This window comes from Gilvimarinus sp. F26214L, assembly GCF_054401055.1.
Map to the genome: position 1 here is coordinate 223,457 of NZ_JBTIYG010000002.1, position 15,518 is coordinate 238,974.

Genomic DNA, 15,518 nt, shown 5'->3' on the forward strand with positions numbered 1-15,518 from the left:
GCGGGCCGCGAAATTGGATCAGGAGCTTGCCGGGGTTTTGGTCTGCACACCACTGGCCGTGCCCAGCAGCAGAATGTCGGCGGGCCGGCGGGCAAACAGCCCGTTGGTCACCGTGCCCACAATCTGGTTAATGTCGCTTTCCAATTGCAACGGGTCCTGTATCTTCATGTTGTGGCAGTCGATGATGATGTTGCCGTTGTCCGTCACTACCCCCTGTCGGTAAACCGGATCGGCGCCCAGTGCCAGCAGCTCCCGTCCCACATGGGAGCGCGCCATCGGGATCACTTCCACGGGCAACGGGAATGCGCCCAGCACATCCACCCACTTGCTTTCATCCGCTATGCAGACGAACTCCTCGGCCACGGCCGCGACAATTTTCTCGCGGGTCAGGGCTGCGCCGCCGCCCTTGATCAATTGTAAACGCCCATTGCTTTCGTCCGCCCCGTCCACGTAGACGGCCACCCGATCCACCGCGTTCAGCTCGTACACGGGTATGCCGTGCTTCTTCAGTCGCTCCGCGCTCGCTTCCGAACTGGCCACAGCTCCATCGAACGTTTGCTTGATACGCGCCAGCTCATCGATAAACAGGTTGGCGGTGGATCCGGTACCGACGCCTACGATGGTGTCGCGCTCCAGGCGTGGGCGAATGTACTCGACCGCGGCTTGGGCGACGGCCTGTTTGAGCTGGTCCTGATTCATGAGGGATACCTGGTTGGTGGTGGTCTCGATTAACGATCGGCAGCGGGATTATACAATTGGAGGCCTTCGATTGCCCCGTCTGCGTCATCTGCCCGGTGGCAACGGCTGACAAGCGCCCGTCCCATGCTTTACCATGCCGGTTCTTTCCATTCTCCACGCCTGCCGCTTTTATGTCCCATTCGCCCCAGTCTTACTTCACGCGCATCCTCGACGCGCGCATCTACGATCTCGCGGTTGAGACGCCGCTCGATGCCGCCCCCCTGTTATCTCATCGTCTGAGCAACGACGTGCTGCTCAAGCGAGAGGATCTGCAGCCGGTGTTCTCGTTCAAGATTCGGGGCGCCTATAACAAGCTGCTTCAGCTCAGTGAAGAAGAGCGTCGGGCAGGGGTTGTGGCTGCTTCCGCCGGCAATCACGCGCAGGGGCTCGCGCTTGCGGCCCGGCACCTCGGGGTGGCGGCGGTGATCGTAATGCCGCGAACCACTCCCCAGATCAAGGTGGACGGTGTGCGCCGGCACGGCGGAAAGGTCGTGCAGGTGGGGGACACCTACGACGAAGCCTTCGCCCACTCCCAGAAGCTGGTAACCCAGAAGGGCCTGACTTACATCCACCCGTTTGACGACCCGGATGTAATCGCAGGGCAGGGAACCGTCGCCGTGGAAGTGCTGAAGCAGTGCACCGGGCCGATCCACGCGGTGTTCATCCCCGTTGGTGGTGGGGGTTTGTGCGCCGGAATGGCGGCTTACATCAAACACATTCGCCCGGAGACAAAGGTGATCGCCGTGGAGGCGGATGACTCCGCCTGTCTGAAGCTTGCCATGGAGAAGAAGCGTCGCGCGGTACTGCCCGAGGTGGGGCTGTTTGCGGACGGTGTGGCCGTTGCCCAGATCGGCAAGGAGACCTTCACCGTGTTGCGGGAGACCGTGGACCAGGTGATTACGGCCAATTCCGATGAAATGTGTGCGGCCATCAAGGACATCTTCGAGGATACCCGCTCCATTGCCGAGCCGGCCGGTGCACTGGCGCTCGCCGGCATGAAGAAATACGTGGAGGAGAGCGGCTGTACGGGCGAGACCCTGGTTGCCGTCGTGAGCGGGGCCAACACTAACTTCGATCGCCTGCGCTACATCTCCGAGCGCACCGAAGTGGGGGAAAAGCGCGAAGCCATTCTTGCTGTGACCCTGCCGGAACGACCGGGGGCCTACAAGAAGTTCTGCCGGGACCTTGGCAAGCGCAACATCACTGAATTCAACTATCGCTATGCGGACAAGCGCGCCGCCCTGGTGTTCGTGGGGGTGCAGGTCACGCACAATCATCTGGACCGGGAGGAGCTGGTTGGCAGCCTGCAGAAGAAGGGCTACTCCGTCGAGGACCTCACGGACAACGAGATGGCCAAGCTGCACATTCGCTACATGGTGGGCGGCCGAGCCCCGGATCTGGAAAACGAGGTGGTATACCGCTTCGAATTCCCCGAGCGCCCGGGAGCGCTCCTGAAGTTCCTGACGCGCCTGGCTTCGGGCTGGAATATCTCCATGTTCCATTACCGCAATCACGGTGCGGCATACGGCCGGGTGCTGGTCGGGCTTCAGGTCCCCCCCGGCGATCGCCGAAAGATCTCCCAGTACATGGATGAGCTGGGCTACAACTACTGGGAGGAGAGCGATAATCCCGCCTACCGCCTCTTCCTGAGCTGAAAGCCTCTGAGCAGATCCGGTGCTTTCGCGGTAAAAAGAGCCGCTAACTGGTTGTTGAAAATCATTTTTTCGGGCTGTAAATGCCGCTTCGGGGCCTCGGAATCCTCATTCTGGCGCGCAAAGTGGTTCAGCCCGAATCTTCCTTGTGACTGATACCACAATTCCATCTTTTTCCCCGTATGGCGCGGCAATTGCTGTCTATACTCATCCGGCGGACCAGCCATTGGTCATACTTTTGTTTGGTTTCTACTGAGGATTGGGGTATAACGTCAGACCCTTCCTTAAAAAAAGCTAAGAACGATAGAAGGTAAGTGAAATGAAAAACGACATCCTGACAATCGCTATCATTGTCTTTGTCGTGGGCGTTCTCGCCAGCAGTGTCGGTCTGAGCGACGTGTTCTCTGCCGACGAGCAGGAAGTACCCACTGCCTTGCATCAGGGGGTCACCCTTCGATAAAGGCCTACTGTCCGCATAGACTGGAGCGGGCCCCGGGATCAGGAATATCCCCCACATTCAGCATCTTCGGATGGCGAAAAACGGCGCAGAGGCGCCGTTTTTTGTTTCCGCCCCCGCCAGGCCCGTTCCCGTTCGGGCCCCTTTACACCTTCCCGATCAGATCTCGCGACAGAAAATGCCGGGCCGCCGCCCGTCCATCCGCCGGAACGATGCCCTGGTCAGTGGCGATAGCCTCCAGTGGTACATCCCAGCTCTGAAGCGGCAATTCGTCCGCTTCCTGACACGCGTGGGCGAGGCCAACAAGAGCCGGGGTGTGGCGCGGCACGCCGGTGGGTCGAGTCGCTCGCTTGAAGGCAAAGGTACGGTCATAGAATCCGGCACCCATGCCCAGCCGCCCTCCGTTCCGGTCGAATGCCACCAGTGGCAGGAGCACCAGATCCAGAGCCGTGGCTGGCAGGAGGCGGCCCCGGGTACCGGCTGCTGGTTCCGGAATCCCGTAGCGGTTGAGGTTCAGAATGGTGGCTTGAGTATAGCGGGCGAACCAGAGCTGACCGGGCCGCATGGGGTGGAGCACGGGGAGGTAGCAGCGTTTGCCACGCAGCAGTGCCCGTTTGAGCAACAGTTTCGGGTCGATCTCGCCGTCATTGCTCAGGTAGAACGCAATGCGGCGACTGCGCTGAAACAGCGGTTGGCGGCTGAACAGTTTAGCCACTGCAGCCGCGGCGCCTTCCTGCGCCCGTGGGCTCAGGGCACTTCGCCGTCGCCTCATCTCGCGGCGGATTGCCTGTCGCTGATCGGGGGCCAAGCCGCTGGAAAAATCTGCCATCGTCCGAATCGCCTCTGGAGCCAGAGCGGACATTATAGGTGGCGGGGTGGACGGGTGCGATCTTCGAGGTCGGGTTCGCCGGGAAGAGCAAACGGAGAGCGAAGTAGAGAATAAGTCCCCCGAAGGGTGCCGCTGTCAAGTTGGCCTTGAACCGTAATGGTTCAAGGTGGTGACCCCTGAAATGCATTAGGCTTTCCGTCGCGCGGACATGCTCACAACATTTGCCGGGATCCCCGTTTAGGTATTATCGGCTCAAGGACTTTTCGACTGGCGAACACCTCAGGGATGCGTCCAGTATAACGCCTGGCATTTTTTGATTGAAGGGCGCACCGGGCTTTTTCCGAGATACAGCGCGCCAAAATGAGCGGTGCTTTGAGCGGGTGGCAATCCGAGTCGAGGGTGAACCGGACGCCTGGCGATCAGTCCTGGAGTTGTTCCAGAGCGCGGTCGACTTTTTCCGAAAGGTTTTGCAACAGATCCTCGTCCAACCCGGCACTGGCCGAGCGGTCGTTGGCGGCCTGCAGCTCATAGCTCAGGTTGAGTGCCGCCATGATCGCGATCCGTTCCAACCCCACCACGTGACCGCCGTCGCGAATAGCGCGCAGCCGGGCATCCAGAGAGCGGGCGGCGCGCAGCAGCGCGTCCCGTTCTTCCGGCGGACAGGCGATCTGGTAGTCCTTGTCGAGGAGATTGACCGTGACGGTCTGGTTGTCACTCATAGTGATCCTTTGTGGCGCCGGCCTCAGCCCGCGCCGGGTGCGGCTCAGCTTTCGGCTTCAAGGCTTTTCAGACGGCTGATCATTGCTTCCACCCGGGTGCGCGCCAGCTCGTTTTTTTCGATCAGGCGGGTTTTCTCGCGCAACCACCCCGATTGCTGCTCGCGCAGGCGACGATTCTCGCGGTTCAGCTGCTCGCAGAGCTGCACAAGGCGATCGAGTTTCGCCTCCAGAGTGGAGAGGCTGGGCCGAGCTAACGGGGAGGTGGCTGAGCCTGGCATTCGTGGATTCTCTTTCTCGTCAGTTTAGCCGATCCGTTGGCGCGTCGCTCACCGGCCCGAAGTACTATATTGCCCCGGCCTCAGCCGGTCAATTGGGGAAGGCATCTGGCCGGGGACAGCCCCCCAGGATCGGCCGCCGCGGCACCGGCCTGCCGGCGAATCATGATAGGATGGCCGGCACTTGGGACGTTCAGAAAACCTTATGCAAAGCAATACAGAAACTTTACCGTCATTCGATTCCATGGCGGACGTTTTCGTCTCGCTGGGCGCGCTCGGCAGTCCGGCTGAACTTCACGGGATGGCCTGTGGCCGGTTGTGCGGGGGAGGTCGTTACTCGGACCGGGAATGGCTGCGCTCTGCCCTGGAATTCCTCGATGTCTCCACCGAGCCGGGGCCAGATGCGGAGGCGACCCTGACAAGGGTCTATCACAGCACCCTGGATCAGTTGCAGGACGACGAACTGGGCATGCAGTTGCTCCTGCCCGGCGACGATGTGGAAATGGCCCAGCGAATCATGGCCCTGAGTCAGTGGTGCCAGGGCTTTCTGACGGGGTTTGGCACATCCGGCATCTCCGCCGAGACGCCCCTGTCCGGCGATACTGCGGATACGCTGCGGGATTTCGCGTCCTTCGTACAAATCAGTCCGGACACCGGCGATGACGACGATAGCGAGACCGATTACATGGAGATTGTAGAGTACGTGCGCCTCGCGACGCTCAGTATTTTTCTGGAGTTTGGTGTCGACAATGCCGGCGAATCCGACGACTCACCCACTGTTCACTAAACGAGCTAGCCAATGACAATTACCAAGCAGGAATTTGCCCGGCGCCGCAAGACTCTGATGGAGCATATGGAGCCGAACAGCATCGCAATCGTGCCCTCTGCGAGTCTCCAGGTACGCAATCGCGACGCGGATTTTCCGTTCCGGCAGGACAGCGACTTCTACTACCTCTCGGGTTTCAACGAGCCGCAGGCGGTTCTCGTTCTGATTCCGGGGCGGGAGCATGGCGAGACCGTCATGTTCTGCCGGGAGCGGGATAAGACGAAGGAAATCTGGGACGGATACATCGCCGGGCCCGAAGGAGCGTGCGCGGACCACGGGGCCGATGACGCGTTCCCCATTGACGATATCGACGATATTCTGCCCGGCCTGATCGAGGGGACGGAACGGGTTTACTATGCCATGGGCAAGAACCCGGACTTCGACCGTCAGGTGATGGAGTGGGTCAACACCATTCGCGCCAAGGTCCGCGCGGGCGCAACGCCGCCGGGTGAATTCCTGGATCTGGATCACCATCTCCACGATATGCGTCTGTTCAAGAGCGCCGCGGAGTTGCGCATCATGAAGCGTGCCGGAGAAATCTCTGCCCAGGCCCACGCCCGGGCCATGCGGGTGTGCCGGCCGGGCATGAACGAATACCAGATCGAGGCCGAGTTGCGCCATGAATTCGGTTTCAATGGCGCCCAGGCCGTGGCCTACAACCCCATTGTGGGCGGGGGCAACAACGCCTGCATCCTGCACTACGTGGAAAACAACAACAAACTGAAGGACGGGGAGCTGCTGTTGATCGACGCCGGCTGTGAGCTGGACATGTACGCGGCGGACATCACTCGGACGTTTCCGGTGGGCGGCAAGTTTTCTCCAGAGCAGAAAGCGCTTTATGAAGTGGTGCTTAAGGCGCAGAAAGAAGCCATGGCAGTCATCAAGCCCGGCAACCACTGGAACGATCCCCACGAAGTATCCGTGCGTGTGATTACCGAAGGCCTGGTAGAGCTGGGTCTGCTGAGCGGCGATGTGGATGCCCTGATCGAAGGTGAAGACTACAAGCGCTTCTACATGCACCGCATCGGCCACTGGCTGGGCATGGATGTACACGACGTGGGCGACTACAAGGTGGGCGGCCAATGGCGGGTTCTGGAGCCGGGCATGGTGATGACCGTAGAGCCGGGAATTTACGTCGCCCCTGACGACGAGACTGTTGCCAAGAAGTGGCGCGGGATTGGCATTCGTATTGAAGACGATGTGGTAATTACCAAGGACGGCTGTGAGGAGCTCAGCGAAGGCGTTCCCAAAGAAGTGGATGAGATCGAAGCGCTCATGGCGTCCTCCGTAACCGTTCAATGAACCTGCTGAAAACGATGGTGTGAACAGAAACACTTCTCCAGCGCACGCGGACATCGCCATTCCAGCGCACGCGGACATCGCAATAGTTGGCGGCGGCATGGTGGGCATCAGCCTCGCCTTGCTGCTGGCCCGCGCGAATCCGGAATGGGATGTGGTTCTGCTGGAATCCTTCCCCCTCGATGTGGATGCGAAGCGGCCCTTTCAAAGCAGCTTTGACGCGCGTTCAACGGCGCTTTCGGCGGGCTCCCGGAACATCCTCGAATCCTGCGGCATCTGGCCCGCGCTCAGTGAGCACCTGACTCCGATACGAAAGGTTCACGTATCGGACCGCGGCCACCTCGGCGGCAGTACTATCTTCGGTGCAGAGCACGGCCTGGACGCTGTGGGTTATGTGGCGGAAAACGCCTGGCTCGGCCGCGTGCTGATGGGGCAGTTGCAGCAACAGCCCACCGTGCGCTGTTGCGCCCCCGTTTCCGTTCTCAGCGCAGACGCGACTTCCGAGGGTTATCGCCTGACTCTGGATAGCGAGGAGCAGCTTGCCTGCCGGCTGCTGGTACTGGCCGACGGCGCCGACTCCGGTTTGCGCGCTCAGCTGGGCATCGGCGTGGACCGGCACGATTACCGGCAATCGGCCATCATCGCTAATGTGCGCTGCGATCGGCCTCACCGGGGTGTGGCCTACGAACGTTTTACCGCGGCGGGCCCCATTGCCCTGCTTCCGCTTGGAGAGTCCGACCACGGCGACACCATGGCTCTGGTCTGGACCCGCCCCGGGCACGACGCCGCTCAATTGCGCGATTGCAGCGACGAAGAGTTTCTGGGGCGCCTGCAACAGGCCTTCGGTCACCGGCAGGGCCGGTTCCTGCAGGTGAGCACCCGGCACCTGTATCCGCTGCAGCTACTGCTCGCCCGGGAGCAGGTTCGGCGCGCTTTGGTGCTCATGGGCAACGCCGCCCATTTTCTGCACCCGGTGGCGGGGCAGGGTTTCAACCTGGCACTGCGCGACTGCCAGGCCCTCAGCGAGTGTCTCGCCCAGGGTGCCCAGGCCGGTGTCTCCCCGGGCGACCTCAAACTGCTGGAGCAGTACCAGGCTCGGCAGGCGACTGATCAGTGGACCACCATTCAAATGAGCGATCATTTTGTGCGCTGGTTTTCCAGCAGCGATGCGGCCAGAAGCATCCTGCGCAATATCGGGCTCGGTGCCCTGGGCGTGCTGCCACCCGTCAAAGCAGCGCTGGCGCGACAGACCATGGGGCTGATCCGGCAATGAGTGCTGCGAACGAAATCTACGATGTGGTGATTGTGGGCGGCGGCCTGGTGGGAGCCAGCCTCGCCTGTGGCATTCTCAACTCCCCGGTCTGCCGCAATCTGCGAATCGCCCTGATCGACGCGGGCCCGCCGCCGACCCTGCGAACGGGCGATGAGTTTGATCCCCGGGTGGTCGCCCTCACACGCCAATCGGAACGCTTCCTGTCGTCATTCGGCGCCTGGGCCGGCATCGCGAAACGCCGCCTGTGCCCCTACACACGGATGGTGGTGTGGGATGGCGAGGGCACTGCGTCCATCTCCTTTGCCGCCCGCGATTACGGGGAGGACAACCTGGGCTACATCGTGGAGAACTCGGTGGCTCTCAAGAGTCTGCTGGACGTCCTCAAGGGAGACGAGCGGCTGACGGTCATCCGCGGGCCCCGTGTCACCCAGCTCGACGATGGCTTCGTACACGGGGTCCCCCATTCCGTGCTGGTCCTGGACAATGGCGACACGGTGCGGGGCACACTGGTTCTGGCGGCGGATGGCGGCAACTCGAAGATCCGCGAACTCCTGGCCACCCCCACTCGCGAGTGGGATTATGGACAGGACGCCATCGTCACCACCGTGCGCACCGAGAACTCTCATGGCTACACCGCCTGGCAACGCTTCATGTCTAGCGGTCCGCTGGCCTTCCTGCCCTTGCAAACGGCCGAGGGAGACAGCCACTTCAGTTCAATCGTCTGGTCCGCGGACCGGGACGAGGCCGGGGAACTCATGGGCTTGAGTGACGAGGCGTTCGCAAGCCGGCTGGGGTGGGCTTTTGAGCATCGGCTGGGGGAAATCGCTTCGGTGGCCAAACGCTACAGCTTTCCGTTGCGCCAGCGGCACGCGGTCGATTACGTGGTGCCCGGCTTTGCGCTGTTGGGCGACGCCGCCCATACCATCCACCCCCTCGCGGGGCAGGGCGTCAACCTGGGATTGCAGGACGCACAGGCGCTGCTCGTTGAACTCGAGCGAGCGCTTCAGCGCGGGCTGCCACTCGCGGACCATTCGATTTTGCGTCGTTATGCCCGCGCCCGGAAGGGCGCGAACCTGAGCATGATGTTGGCCATGGAGGCGTTCAAGCGGCTGTTTGGCAGCAAGGCGCCCGCCCTGCACGTCATCCGCAACCTGGGTATGAGCCAGGTGGACAGAATCCCGCCCCTGAAGCGCTTGCTGGCCCGGGAAGCCATGGGCCTCAACCGTGAATTGCGGCCCGGGAAAAGGGTATAATCTGCGCCGTCATTGTCGAAAATCCGCTGAAGTACTGACGCGCTCACACTGTCCATCGGGCAGACACAGGGGAACACTCTGTGTACACTGCGCGCCCTCCGATGTCGGCCACCACGCCCGGCGATTTTCCAGAGACCTGATTCCACTCGCTCCCGATTACGGGATACCAAACACGAGGAAGAGCTGATGACCGCGCGAACGGCCACAGTCCAACGCGATACCCTGGAAACCCGCATCTCCGTCAAGCTGAACCTGGACGGCGATGGCAAAGCCACCTTCGATACGGGCGTACCGTTTCTGAACCACATGATGGACCAGATCGCCCGCCACGGCCTTATGGATCTGGATGTGGTCTGCAAAGGTGACACCCATATCGACGACCATCACACGGTTGAAGACATCGGTATTACCCTCGGTCAGGCCGTGGCTCAGGCGGTGGGAGACAAGAAGGGCATCACCCGTTACGGACATTCCTATGTGCCGCTGGATGAAGCGCTGTCACGTGTGGTGGTGGACTTTTCCGGGCGACCGGGCCTGTTCATGAACGTGCCCTTCACCCAGAATCGTATCGGCACCTTCGATACGGAACTGTTTCGGGAATTCTTTCAGGGTTTCGTGAATCATGCGCAAGTCACCCTGCACATCGACTGCCTGAAAGGAGCCAACGCCCACCATCAGATCGAAACGGTGTTCAAGGCCTTCGGCCGGGCGTTACGCATGGCCCTTGCGGCGGACCCGCGCATGGGCGGCATGCTGCCGTCCACCAAAGGCAAGTTGTAACGCGCCATTCCAGGCCCCGAATCACAGAGCGGTAAGATTATGTCAGCCAAACGCGTGGCCATCATCGACTACGGCATGGGCAACCTGCATTCGGTGGCCAGTGCCATCGCCCGTGTTGCGCCTCAGGTGCAAGTGGACGTTACTGGCGACGGCGAACGAATCCAGGCAGCGGATCATGTGATATTTCCCGGTGTGGGCGCTATTCGCGATTGCATGGCCGAAATACTGCGACTGGGAGTGGATCGAAAGGTCCGGGAAGCCCTCGACGCCGGGAAGCCGGTGCTGGCCATTTGTGTGGGCATGCAGGCGCTGATGGAATTCAGCGAGGAAAACAACGGAGTCAAAAGCCTGGGCCTCTTACCGGGGCAGGTGAAACGCTTCCCCTCCGGAGGCCACAAGGAAGGGGACCAGCGACTCAAAGTGCCGCACATGGGCTGGAACCAGGTGGAGCAAACCGCCGACCATCCTCTGTGGGAGGGTATCGGCCAGAACAGCCGCTTCTACTTCGTTCACAGTTATTACGTGGAGGCCGGGGATCGCGCCCTGGTTGCCGGTCGCGGTGAATACGGAGTCCCATTCGATGCCGCCCTGCAGCATGAAAACCTTTTTGCCGTGCAGTTTCACCCGGAGAAGAGCCACACGGACGGGCTGCAACTGCTGAAAAACTTTGTTGCCTGGGACGGCAGGCCATAGCCGCCGCTCGTTTCAGCCCCTCTCCACCATTCAGGAAAACCGATGTTAATCATTCCCGCTATCGATTTGAAAAACGGCCAGTGCGTGCGTTTGCGACAGGGCCTCATGGATCAATCCACGGTCTTTTCCGACGATCCGGTGGCCATGGCCGGTCAGTGGGTCGACAAGGGCGCGCGGCGCCTGCATCTGGTGGACCTGGACGGCGCCTTCGAAGGTAAACCGGTCAACGGCGAAGTGATCCGGGCCATTGCCGCGCGTTTTCCCGAGCTGCCCATTCAGATCGGCGGAGGCATTCGCACCCTCGACACCATCGAGCAGTACCTCGCCGCAGGCGTTACCTACGCCATCATCGGGACCAAGGCCGTGAACGAGCCGGAGTTTGTTACCGAAGCGTGCCGGCGTTTCCCCGGCCATATCATCGTGGGACTGGATGCAAAAGAAGGCATGGTTGCAACGGAAGGCTGGGCAGAGGTGTCCGGCGTTCGTGCCACCGATCTTGCGGCCCGGTTTGCCGACGTTGGGGTGGACGCAATCGTCTACACCGACATCGCCCGGGACGGAATGATGGGCGGGGTCAATGTGGAAGCCACGGTGGAAATGGCTCAGGCGTCGCCGATCCCCGTCATCGCCTCTGGCGGTATTGCAAAGCTGGAAGACATCCAGGCGCTGCAGGCGCAGGCCAGTCACGGCATTCTAGGGGCCATCACCGGCCGCGCCATCTACGAAGGGACCCTGGACGTGGCTGAAGCCCAGGCCTGGTGCGATGCACACCCTGTCCCTGATCAATGAGGTAAAAGTGCTGTGAGTCTTGCTAAACGCATTATTCCCTGTCTCGACGTGGATCAGGGCCGGGTCGTGAAGGGCGTTAAGTTCGTGGACATTCGCGATGCGGGCGATCCGGTGGAGGTGGCAAAGCGTTACAACGAGGAGGGCGCCGACGAACTGGTCTTTCTCGACATTACCGCCAGCCACGAAGGCCGGGACACCATGGTACAAACCGTGGAGCGCATGGCGGGCGAGGTATTCATTCCTCTTACGGTAGGGGGTGGAATCCGTACGCTCGAGGATATCCGCAGCTTGCTGAACGCCGGCGCCGACAAGGTCAGCATTAACTCGGCAGCCGTCAGGGATCCGGATTTTGTTCGTGCTGCGTCCGAGCGCTTTGGTGCCCAATGCATCGTTGTGGGCATCGATGCGAAGCAGGTGAGCAGCGATGGGACAGCGCCTCGCTGGGAAATCTTCACCCATGGCGGTCGCAAGCCCACCGGAATTGATGCGGTGGAGTGGGCGAGGCAAATGGCTGCCCGGGGCGCCGGCGAGATTCTGCTGACCAGCATGGACCGGGACGGTACCAAGGACGGTTTCGATCTTGCGCTGACCCGCGCGGTGAGTGAAGCGGTGGATATTCCGGTAATTGCATCAGGCGGTGTGGGCAATCTTCAGCACCTGGTGGATGGAATCGTGGAAGGCAGGGCCGATGCGGTGCTTGCGGCCAGCATCTTTCACTTCCGGGAGGCCACGGTTCCGGAAGCCAAGGCCTACATGCGCGAGCAGGGGATCGAAGTACGCCTTTGAGCGGGGCGGAGAATACTCAGGCTGGGGAACTGGAGCGGGAAGCGGTGCACGGCGCTCGTCGGAGCGCCGTTGCGGCTGTGGGCCTGGGCCCTAGGCTACGTTGCGGCGGCTGTATAGCTCCAGCGTTTCGCTGAAAGACGGTTCTGCCCCGCAGATGAAATCGATAAATTCGTTTGCGCCATTGGCCGCGTCTTCGAAACTGTCGAAGGGACCGATGTCCACGCCTTCGCGAGTGGTGTAATACCAGTAATCATTGCTCGTGAAGAACCGATCGGTTCGAGCGGGGACGTTTCCTTGTTCGCCGGTGCGATTAAACTTCATGATACTCATCCTGTAGTTGTGATTGCCAGGCAATCTGTACATCTCGCCGCGCATCCATCACGGCCCGATGACCACCCCTGTGAGGTTCCGTCTGCGGGTATACGCGGCATACTGCTAATAACCGAAGTTAATAAAAATGCCATGATCGAATCATTCGATCATAACCCAATATGATAAACGGTTTTTTTGGCGCGCGATATACGATTTAATCATAGTTATTTCGTACTCTCATGCCCAAAAGGTAGAGTTTGGGTTGCACCGGGAGGTTCCGGCGGCGGCTCAAGCCTGTGAGCAGGGTCACGTCCTGGCAACAGAGCGGACGCGAAGACCAACTCGATCCCGTGGGCGGGGAGGAGAGGTACGATCGCCTCCAGAAACTCCAGGCTCTCTGGATAGGGGTGCGCGATGGCCAATGCCTGCCCTTCACCCGCGGCTACGGCGAGGAGGTGCCTGAAGGCCCGGCCCATGTGTTCGCAGCCGCGCTCATGGTCGAGAAATACCTTTCGCTCAAGGCTGGGGACCCCCATAGCCCTGGCTTGTCCGTGGGCGACACTGGCGGCGGTGGTGCGACTGTCCACGAAGTAGAGTTGGCGCTGGGCCAGTTCTTCCATGAGCCAGCCCATGGCCTGGCTCTGCTGGGTAAGCAGGCTTCCCATGTGGTTATTGACTCCGAGGGCCCCTGGCAACGCGCTCAGATTGTCAGTCAGTACCGCCCGGAAAGCATCCTCGTCCATGGCGGCAGTGAGGGCGCCCTCATCCAGGGCCTGGCCCGACAGATTACTCATGGGCAAATGGACCATCAGTTCCTTCCCCTGCGCCTGAGCGAAGTCCGCAAGCGCCGATGCGTGAGGGCTGCGGGGCAGAACCGCTAAGGTGAGGGCGCCGGGCATTTCGATCGCTCTGCGACCGAGCGGAAGGCTGTAGCCCAGGTCGTCCATCACGATCGAGATTCGTGGGGCTTGGCCTGACAGCTCCGCAGTGGAGTTTTCCAGATAGGCGAGCGCTTGCTGCGCCCTTTGGCCACAATACGAGGCAGGGAAATCAAAAACAGGGGAGTGGACCTTGTCGACAGGCTCGGCGAGTTGTGCGGCACCTGCTGGCCAGGAACACAAGCCCCATAGAAAAAGAGCACGAAAGCACAAGCCGGGCAGTGCAATGGGAGTCCGTTTTCGCATCCCATCCCCTGATATGACGAAGCCGGCTTTCGCCGGCTGTCTTTGGTCCATTATTGTTAATCAGACGCGGCTGATTCCCGTAGGGCGCCGTGGGGAAATCAGTGCTCGTCTTCCGCCCTCGCCAATCGCTCCGCGGTGTCTTCCACGGACGGTTTGGGCGAAGTGCGCTGACCGAAAACGTTGAGCCCCTTGAGCAGATTGAGAGCTTCGGCCAACTGGTTGTCCTTCTCCAGCAGGTTGCCCCCGGCGCCGACGCGGTCATCCGATCCGCTCTCCTCTCCGCCATTGCCATTGCCCAGATGGCGGTCGAGATCCGCCTCGGTGGTGCGCAGCCGTGATTTGATGGCGGTTACCTTGGCGCGCTCCACAAAAATGTCGGGGCTGATGCCCTGGGCCTGGATGGAGCGCCCGCCCGGAGTGAAGTACAAGGCGGTCGTCAGCTTGATAGCCTTGTCGTCGCTGATGGGGATCACTGTCTGCACGGAGCCTTTGCCGAAACTGTCGGTGCCGACGATGACCGCGCGCCGGTGGTCCTGCAGTGCACCCGCCACGATTTCAGAGGCCGAGGCTGAGCCTTCGTTGATGAGTACCACCAGCGGCAATTCGTTGATTTCGTCACCGGGCTCGGCGGAATACTGCTGATCGCCACCGCGAATCCGGCCTTCCGTGTAGACGATCAGACCCTCTTCGAGAAAAGCGTCGGCCACATCCACTGAGGCGCGCAGTACACCCCCGGGGTTGTTGCGCAGGTCGAGAATGAGCCCTTTGAGGTTCTGCTCCTGGTCCTTGAGCTTGCGGATTTCGGATACCACATCCGCCCCGGTGTTGGCCTGAAACTGGGCGATCCGCAGATAGCCGTAGCCGGGCTCGAGAACGCGCGAGCGCACGCTCGCTACTTTGATGGTGTCGCGGGTGAGGGTGAGCTCAAAGGGCTGTTCCACGCCATCGCGCACAATCGTAAGGACGATCTCGCTGCCCTTCGGTCCGCGCATGAGGTCAACCGCCTCGCTCAGGCCCATCCCTTTCACCGCCTTGCCGCCCAGCTTGATGATCAGGTCGCCGGCTTCAACACCCGCCGCGTGAGCGGGAGTTCCGTCCATCGGGCTGATGACTTTTACAAACCCGTTCTCCATGCCCACTTCGATCCCGAGACCGCCAAACTCACCGGCGGTATTCACCTGCAGCTTTTCGAAGGCTGCGGTATCGAGGTAGGAGGAATGGGGGTCCAGTTCGGCAAGCATGCCCTTGATGGCGTACTCCAGAAGCTCCTGGTCGCTGATGTCCTTCACGTAGCCCTGACGGATGTGGTTGTAGACCTTTGTGAACATGCGCAGGTCGTTCAGGGGCAGTACGCCTTCCTCCTGCCGGTCGGCATCAGCGCCCGCCGCAGTTTGCGCGAGCGCGGGGCTGGCGAAGTTCAGGGCCGCAAGAAGGGCTGCAAAGGAAACGATGGAGCGAAATTTGGTCATGGGATGCTAATCTCCGGAAGTCACGCCGAGGCGACTTCAGTTGGTTCGCAGGCGGTTGGTGAAATCCCCAGGAATTTGATGAGATTCAGTTTTATCTTCTAGACCCGCATCAGGTACAAAAATTCGTCAGTACCCTAGTAAACGCCGCCACGGCGCGCCGGCCTGCCTACAGACTTTAGCAGGT

The 15,518-nt window shown here is 61.0% G+C and carries 17 protein-coding genes and 1 other RNA gene; 10 read left to right on the forward strand and 8 right to left on the reverse strand.

Annotation, left to right across the window (positions count from 1 at the left end):
• Window positions 1-18: 18 nt before the first annotated feature.
• Window positions 19-699, reverse strand: a complete 681-nt coding sequence (gene rpiA / locus ACURWW_RS03250) for a ribose-5-phosphate isomerase RpiA (RefSeq protein WP_445615589.1) — start codon at window positions 697-699, stop codon at window positions 19-21.
• A 170-nt stretch (window positions 700-869) separates the two neighbouring features.
• On the opposite strand from rpiA, the gene ilvA reads away from it, so the two are divergent.
• Window positions 870-2,393 (forward strand): threonine ammonia-lyase, biosynthetic, encoded by a 1,524-nt coding sequence (gene ilvA, locus ACURWW_RS03255; RefSeq protein WP_445615590.1) that lies wholly within the window; start codon window positions 870-872, stop codon window positions 2,391-2,393.
• A gap of 316 nt (window positions 2,394-2,709) precedes the next feature.
• The gene (locus ACURWW_RS03260) at window positions 2,710-2,850 is read left to right on the forward strand and encodes a hypothetical protein (RefSeq protein WP_445615591.1); all 141 of its coding nucleotides are present in this window, start codon (window positions 2,710-2,712) and stop codon (window positions 2,848-2,850) included.
• Window positions 2,851-2,992: 142 nt separating this feature from the next.
• On the opposite strand, the gene ACURWW_RS03265 is transcribed toward ACURWW_RS03260, so the two are convergent.
• From ACURWW_RS03265 to ACURWW_RS03280, 4 genes are all read right to left on the reverse strand, one after another.
• Entirely contained in the window at window positions 2,993-3,676 is a 684-nt protein-coding gene (locus ACURWW_RS03265) for a 5-formyltetrahydrofolate cyclo-ligase (protein WP_445615592.1), read from the reverse strand.
• A 112-nt stretch (window positions 3,677-3,788) separates the two neighbouring features.
• Window positions 3,789-3,965, reverse strand: a non-coding RNA gene (gene ssrS, locus ACURWW_RS03270) — 6S RNA.
• A 130-nt stretch (window positions 3,966-4,095) separates the two neighbouring features.
• Window positions 4,096-4,395 (reverse strand): cell division protein ZapA, encoded by a 300-nt coding sequence (locus ACURWW_RS03275; protein ID WP_445615593.1) that lies wholly within the window; start codon window positions 4,393-4,395, stop codon window positions 4,096-4,098.
• 44 nt (window positions 4,396-4,439) lie between these two features.
• Complete coding sequence (locus tag ACURWW_RS03280) at window positions 4,440-4,673, reverse strand: TIGR02449 family protein (protein ID WP_445615594.1); 234 nt, start codon at window positions 4,671-4,673, stop codon at window positions 4,440-4,442.
• Window positions 4,674-4,875: 202 nt separating this feature from the next.
• Here ACURWW_RS03280 and ACURWW_RS03285 point away from each other — a divergent pair, with 202 nt between their 5' ends.
• From ACURWW_RS03285 to hisF, 8 genes are all read left to right on the forward strand, one after another.
• A complete protein-coding gene (locus ACURWW_RS03285) occupies window positions 4,876-5,457 on the forward strand; it encodes a UPF0149 family protein (protein WP_445615595.1) in 582 nt (193 codons plus the stop codon).
• A 12-nt stretch (window positions 5,458-5,469) separates the two neighbouring features.
• Complete coding sequence (pepP, locus tag ACURWW_RS03290; protein WP_445615596.1) at window positions 5,470-6,798, forward strand: Xaa-Pro aminopeptidase; 1,329 nt, start codon at window positions 5,470-5,472, stop codon at window positions 6,796-6,798.
• A gap of 19 nt (window positions 6,799-6,817) precedes the next feature.
• Window positions 6,818-8,068, forward strand: coding sequence for a 2-octaprenyl-6-methoxyphenyl hydroxylase (gene ubiH, locus ACURWW_RS03295; protein ID WP_445615597.1), 1,251 nt, complete (start codon window positions 6,818-6,820; stop codon window positions 8,066-8,068).
• Entirely contained in the window at window positions 8,065-9,321 is a 1,257-nt protein-coding gene (locus tag ACURWW_RS03300) for a UbiH/UbiF/VisC/COQ6 family ubiquinone biosynthesis hydroxylase (RefSeq protein ID WP_445615598.1), read from the forward strand. Before ubiH ends, ACURWW_RS03300 begins: the two co-directional genes overlap by 4 nt.
• Window positions 9,322-9,507: 186 nt before the next feature.
• Complete coding sequence (hisB, locus tag ACURWW_RS03305) at window positions 9,508-10,101, forward strand: imidazoleglycerol-phosphate dehydratase HisB (protein WP_445615599.1); 594 nt, start codon at window positions 9,508-9,510, stop codon at window positions 10,099-10,101.
• Between the two features lie 39 nt (window positions 10,102-10,140).
• Complete coding sequence (gene hisH / locus ACURWW_RS03310) at window positions 10,141-10,794, forward strand: imidazole glycerol phosphate synthase subunit HisH (protein WP_445615600.1); 654 nt, start codon at window positions 10,141-10,143, stop codon at window positions 10,792-10,794.
• 42 nt (window positions 10,795-10,836) lie between these two features.
• On the forward strand, window positions 10,837-11,583 hold the full coding sequence (gene hisA / locus ACURWW_RS03315; protein WP_445615601.1) for a 1-(5-phosphoribosyl)-5-[(5-phosphoribosylamino)methylideneamino]imidazole-4-carboxamide isomerase: 747 nt from the start codon (window positions 10,837-10,839) through the stop codon (window positions 11,581-11,583).
• A gap of 12 nt (window positions 11,584-11,595) precedes the next feature.
• Window positions 11,596-12,369 (forward strand): imidazole glycerol phosphate synthase subunit HisF, encoded by a 774-nt coding sequence (gene hisF / locus ACURWW_RS03320; RefSeq protein ID WP_445615602.1) that lies wholly within the window; start codon window positions 11,596-11,598, stop codon window positions 12,367-12,369.
• A gap of 90 nt (window positions 12,370-12,459) precedes the next feature.
• On the opposite strand, the gene ACURWW_RS03325 is transcribed toward hisF, so the two are convergent.
• From ACURWW_RS03325 to ACURWW_RS03335, 3 genes are all read right to left on the reverse strand, one after another.
• The gene (locus tag ACURWW_RS03325) at window positions 12,460-12,690 is read right to left on the reverse strand and encodes a DUF6316 family protein (RefSeq protein WP_445615603.1); all 231 of its coding nucleotides are present in this window, start codon (window positions 12,688-12,690) and stop codon (window positions 12,460-12,462) included.
• 215 nt (window positions 12,691-12,905) lie between these two features.
• Window positions 12,906-13,865, reverse strand: a complete 960-nt coding sequence (locus ACURWW_RS03330) for a divergent polysaccharide deacetylase family protein (protein WP_445615604.1) — start codon at window positions 13,863-13,865, stop codon at window positions 12,906-12,908.
• Window positions 13,866-13,963: 98 nt separating this feature from the next.
• Window positions 13,964-15,334, reverse strand: coding sequence for a S41 family peptidase (locus ACURWW_RS03335; protein WP_445615605.1), 1,371 nt, complete (start codon window positions 15,332-15,334; stop codon window positions 13,964-13,966).
• Window positions 15,335-15,518 lie beyond the last annotated feature (184 nt).

Excerpts from the sequence above, each read along its gene's own strand:
- rpiA (WP_445615589.1), bottom strand. The coding sequence starts at position 699 with ATGAATCAGGACCAGCTCAAACAGGCCGTCGCCCAAGCCGCGGTCGAG.
- ilvA (WP_445615590.1), top strand. The coding sequence starts at position 870 with ATGTCCCATTCGCCCCAGTCTTACTTCACGCGCATCCTCGACGCGCGC.
- ACURWW_RS03260 (WP_445615591.1), top strand. The coding sequence starts at position 2,710 with ATGAAAAACGACATCCTGACAATCGCTATCATTGTCTTTGTCGTGGGC.
- ACURWW_RS03265 (WP_445615592.1), bottom strand. The coding sequence starts at position 3,676 with ATGGCAGATTTTTCCAGCGGCTTGGCCCCCGATCAGCGACAGGCAATC.
- ACURWW_RS03275 (WP_445615593.1), bottom strand. The coding sequence starts at position 4,395 with ATGAGTGACAACCAGACCGTCACGGTCAATCTCCTCGACAAGGACTAC.
- ACURWW_RS03280 (WP_445615594.1), bottom strand. The coding sequence starts at position 4,673 with ATGCCAGGCTCAGCCACCTCCCCGTTAGCTCGGCCCAGCCTCTCCACT.
- ACURWW_RS03285 (WP_445615595.1), top strand. The coding sequence starts at position 4,876 with ATGCAAAGCAATACAGAAACTTTACCGTCATTCGATTCCATGGCGGAC.
- pepP (WP_445615596.1), top strand. The coding sequence starts at position 5,470 with ATGACAATTACCAAGCAGGAATTTGCCCGGCGCCGCAAGACTCTGATG.
- ACURWW_RS03300 (WP_445615598.1), top strand. The coding sequence starts at position 8,065 with ATGAGTGCTGCGAACGAAATCTACGATGTGGTGATTGTGGGCGGCGGC.
- hisB (WP_445615599.1), top strand. The coding sequence starts at position 9,508 with ATGACCGCGCGAACGGCCACAGTCCAACGCGATACCCTGGAAACCCGC.
- hisH (WP_445615600.1), top strand. The coding sequence starts at position 10,141 with ATGTCAGCCAAACGCGTGGCCATCATCGACTACGGCATGGGCAACCTG.
- hisA (WP_445615601.1), top strand. The coding sequence starts at position 10,837 with ATGTTAATCATTCCCGCTATCGATTTGAAAAACGGCCAGTGCGTGCGT.
- ACURWW_RS03325 (WP_445615603.1), bottom strand. The coding sequence starts at position 12,690 with ATGAAGTTTAATCGCACCGGCGAACAAGGAAACGTCCCCGCTCGAACC.
- ACURWW_RS03330 (WP_445615604.1), bottom strand. The coding sequence starts at position 13,865 with ATGCGAAAACGGACTCCCATTGCACTGCCCGGCTTGTGCTTTCGTGCT.
- ACURWW_RS03335 (WP_445615605.1), bottom strand. The coding sequence starts at position 15,334 with ATGACCAAATTTCGCTCCATCGTTTCCTTTGCAGCCCTTCTTGCGGCC.